This window comes from Streptomyces sp. URMC 123 (assembly GCF_051386515.1).
Classification (GTDB): domain Bacteria; phylum Actinomycetota; class Actinomycetes; order Streptomycetales; family Streptomycetaceae; genus Streptomyces.
In genome coordinates, this window is sequence record NZ_JBPQTV010000490.1 from 1 (window position 1) to 3,299 (window position 3,299).

At 77.6% G+C, this 3,299-nt stretch carries 2 protein-coding genes; both read left to right on the plus strand.

The genetic code is table 11. The annotated features are described in order from the left end of the window. Positions 1-625: 625 nt before the first annotated feature. Positions 626-1,849 carry an ATP-grasp domain-containing protein gene (locus tag ACSNOD_RS29825; RefSeq protein WP_436770200.1) on the plus strand — a complete coding sequence of 408 codons (1,224 nt, stop codon included), beginning with the start codon at positions 626-628 and terminating at the stop codon, positions 1,847-1,849. Between the two features lie 38 nt (positions 1,850-1,887). Further along, positions 1,888-3,267, plus strand: coding sequence for an FAD-dependent oxidoreductase (locus ACSNOD_RS29830; protein WP_436770201.1), 1,380 nt, complete (start codon positions 1,888-1,890; stop codon positions 3,265-3,267). The last annotated feature ends 32 nt before the right edge of the window (positions 3,268-3,299 follow it).

Sequence of the window (3,299 nt, forward strand, 5' to 3'; positions counted from 1 at the left end):
GGTCGGCGTGGCGCCTACCGACGGGGTTTTCCGGACGGTGGTCCGCGCGCCCGGACGCGGCCCCGCGGGCCGGCCGCGGCGGCAGGTTCACGGCGGCATGCCGGGGGGACGGGTGACAGCGGACAGCGCGGGTTCGCCTCCGGCGCGGAGGCCAGGTTCGACGCCCCCGGGGCCTCCGGCACGCGGTCCGGGGTTGACGCCCCCGCCCCTGGCCGCCCCGCGGCTCGCGCCCCCGGCGGACGCTTCGGGTGATGCCCCGGGCGGCACTTCGGGCGGCCCCCCGGTGGGTGCTTCGGGCGTGCCTCCGGCGGGCGGTGCGCCGGGCGCGCTGCCGGCGGGCGGCTCTTCGGGTGGCCCGCGGGTCGGGGCCCCGACGGGCGCCTCGGGCGTGCCTCCGGCAGGCGGTGTCCGGAGTGCGCCGCCGGCGGGCGGCTCTTCGGGCAGTGGTGCGGGTGGGACTCCGCCGGGCGTCATCGCAGGTGTGCCCTCGGCGGGCGGCGCCCCGGAAAGGCCGCGGGGTGGCCGCGGCGTTGGCGGGCATCACCCGGGCACGGAACGCTTCGAGCGCCGTGCGGGCCGAGGCGCCGGCTCGTTCCGCCCCGGCCGGGATGCTCCCGGTCCGCTCATGGACCGGAGCGTTCCCGGGCTGATCCTCAAGATAGGCGACTATCCGCTCCACCACGGCGGCGTCGGCGCCATAAGGAGCCTGGGCAGGCTCGGCGTTCCGATGTACGCCGTCACCGAGGACCGCTTCACCCCCGCCGCCCTCTCCCGCTATCTGTGCCGCGCCTTCGTCTGGCCGACGACCGGCCGCGAGCCGCCGGAGCGGCTCGTCGAGGGGCTGCTCCGCGTCGGGCGGCGCATCGGCCGCCGGGCCGTGCTGTTCCCGACCGACGAGGAGGCCGCCGTCCTCGTCGCCGAGCACGCCGACGTCCTCGGCGAGCTCTTCCTCGTGCCCGGGGTGCCCGCCGGGCTGCCCCGGCGGCTCGCCAGCAAGCAGGGGCTGTACGACCTGTGCGTGGCCCACGGCGTACCGGCGCCCGTGACCGTCGCCCCCGCCACGTACGCGGACGTGGAACGGTTCGCGGCCGAGGCGGCGTTCCCCGTCGTGGCGAAGAACCGGGAGGCGTTCGGGCGCCGGCACCACCCCGCCGTGCCCGGTACGACCCGCGTGGCGGGCCCGGCGGAGCTGCTGCGCATGGCGCGCGGCTGGGACGGCTGCGGCGGCGTCGTGCTCCAGGAGTACCTGCCGCGCGCGAGCGCCGAGGACTGGATCGTGCACGCGTACGTGGACACCACGAGCGTGCCGGTCGCGCTGTTCACCGGCGTGAAGGTGCGCTCCTGGCCGCCGCACGCCGGCATGACCGCCCACGCGTACGTCGTCGAGAACCCCGAACTGGCCGAGCTGGCCGCCGGGTTCATCCGGAACGTGGGATTCACCGGCATAGCGGACCTGGACTGGCGCTACGACCGGCGCGACGGCCGGTACAAGCTGCTGGACTTCAACCCCCGGATGGGCGCCCAGTTCCGGCTCTTCGAGAGCGCCGCCGGGGTGGACGTGGTCCGCGCCCAGCACCTGGAGCTCACCGGCCGGGCGGTGCCGCGGGCCGCCCAGCGCGCGGGCCACCGCTTCGTCGTCGAGAACATCGATCTGCCGGCGTACGTCGCGTACCGCCGCAGCGGCTATACGACGCCGCACGTGCCGCGGCGGGCCAGCGGCACGGAGCTGGCCTGGCTGGCGCGCGACGACCTCAAGCCGTTCTTCGGCATGCTGGCCCGGCTGGCGCGGCCCGCGGTACGCCATGTGCTGCGGCAGACGGGGCAGAGGTGGCGGATGCGGCACGGTTAGCGCTCCTCCGGGGCGCTCCACAGGGGGAGGATCAGGTCATGAACGGTTCGCTCGATCCGCGGGGTTCGCGCCGGGGGCCCGTCGGGCCCGGCGGGGCCGGTCCCGGCGACCCGGTCGTCGTCATCGGCGCCGGCCCGTACGGGCTGTCCGCCGCCGCGCATCTGCGGGCGCGCGGCGTGCCCGTGCGCGTCTTCGGCGACCCCATGGTGAGCTGGCGGCAGGCCATGCCCGCGGGGATGCTGCTCAAGTCGACCCCCGCTGCCTCGACCATCGACGCGCCGCAGCCGGGGCACACGCTCGCCGACTTCTGCGCGGCCGTCGGCGGGCCCCTGCTGGTCCGTGACGACGACGTGGTCCCGCTGGAGACGTTCGTCCAGTACGGGCTGTGGTTCCAGGAGCGGTTGGTGCCCGATCTGGAGCGGGTGCGGGTGGTGTCCGTGGACGTGCCGGAGCGGGGGCCCGGGCCGGAGCCGGGACCCGGCGGGCTTCCCGGGGCGGACGGCGCGGGGCGCCGCACGGCGCCGTTGTCGGCCGGGCGCCCGCTCCGCCGCCGTACCGCGCCCGCCCGCTTCGAGATCAAGCTCGACTCCGGCGAGCAACTGCGCGCCCGCGCCGTGGTCGTGGCCACCGGCCTGACCGGCCTCGCCCATCTGCCGCCCGAGCTCGCCGCGGCCGTACCGGGCGGCCCGTCGGCCACCGGCCCCGTCTCGCACAGCTCCCAGCACAGCGACCTCGCCCGCTTCGCCGGCCGGGAGGTCGCCGTGATCGGCGCCGGCCAGTCGGCGCTGGAGAGCGCGGTCCTGCTGCACGAGGCGGGCGCCGACGTCTGGCTGGTGGCGCGCCGGCACCGCGCGGTGGGGTTCGGCGCCCCGCCCTGGCGGCAGCCGCGGCTGCGCCCCGCCTCGCCCTTCGGCAACGCCTGGTCGCTGTACGCGCTCAGCAACCACGCCGCCGCGTACCGCTTTCTGCCGGCGCCCGCCCGGCACGAGCTGGTGCGCCGGGTGCTCGGGCCGCTGGGCGCGTGGTGGCTGCGGGACCGCTTCGAGGGCCGGGTGCGGGTGACGGCCGGCTGGTCGGTCGCCGGCGCGCGGGTCGCCGCGGACGGGCGGGTCGGCCTCACGCTGACCGGTCCGGACGGCTCGGCGGCGGATCTGTCGGCGGACCACGTCCTGGCGGCCACGGGCTACCGGATGAGCGTGGCCGCGCTCGGCTTCCTCGGCACGGGGCTGCGCGCGTCGCTCGCGGTGAGCCGCGGCACGCCGCGCCTGGGAGCGGATTACCGGTCCTCGGTGCCGGGGCTGTACTTCACGGGGCTGCCGGCCGCGGCCTCGTACGGGCCGCTGATGCGGTTCGTCTGCGGCACGGGGTACGCGTCGCGGCGGCTGACCAGGGCGATCGTGGCGGATGCCGGGGGGTGACGGCGGACGGGCCCGGGAGGGGGCCCGGGGCT

What these genes read in the sequence shown, in the direction of transcription:
- ACSNOD_RS29825 (WP_436770200.1), top strand. Translation starts at nt 626, where the DNA reads ATGGACCGGAGCGTTCCCGGGCTGATCCTCAAGATAGGCGACTATCCG.
- ACSNOD_RS29830 (WP_436770201.1), top strand. Translation starts at nt 1,888, where the DNA reads ATGAACGGTTCGCTCGATCCGCGGGGTTCGCGCCGGGGGCCCGTCGGG.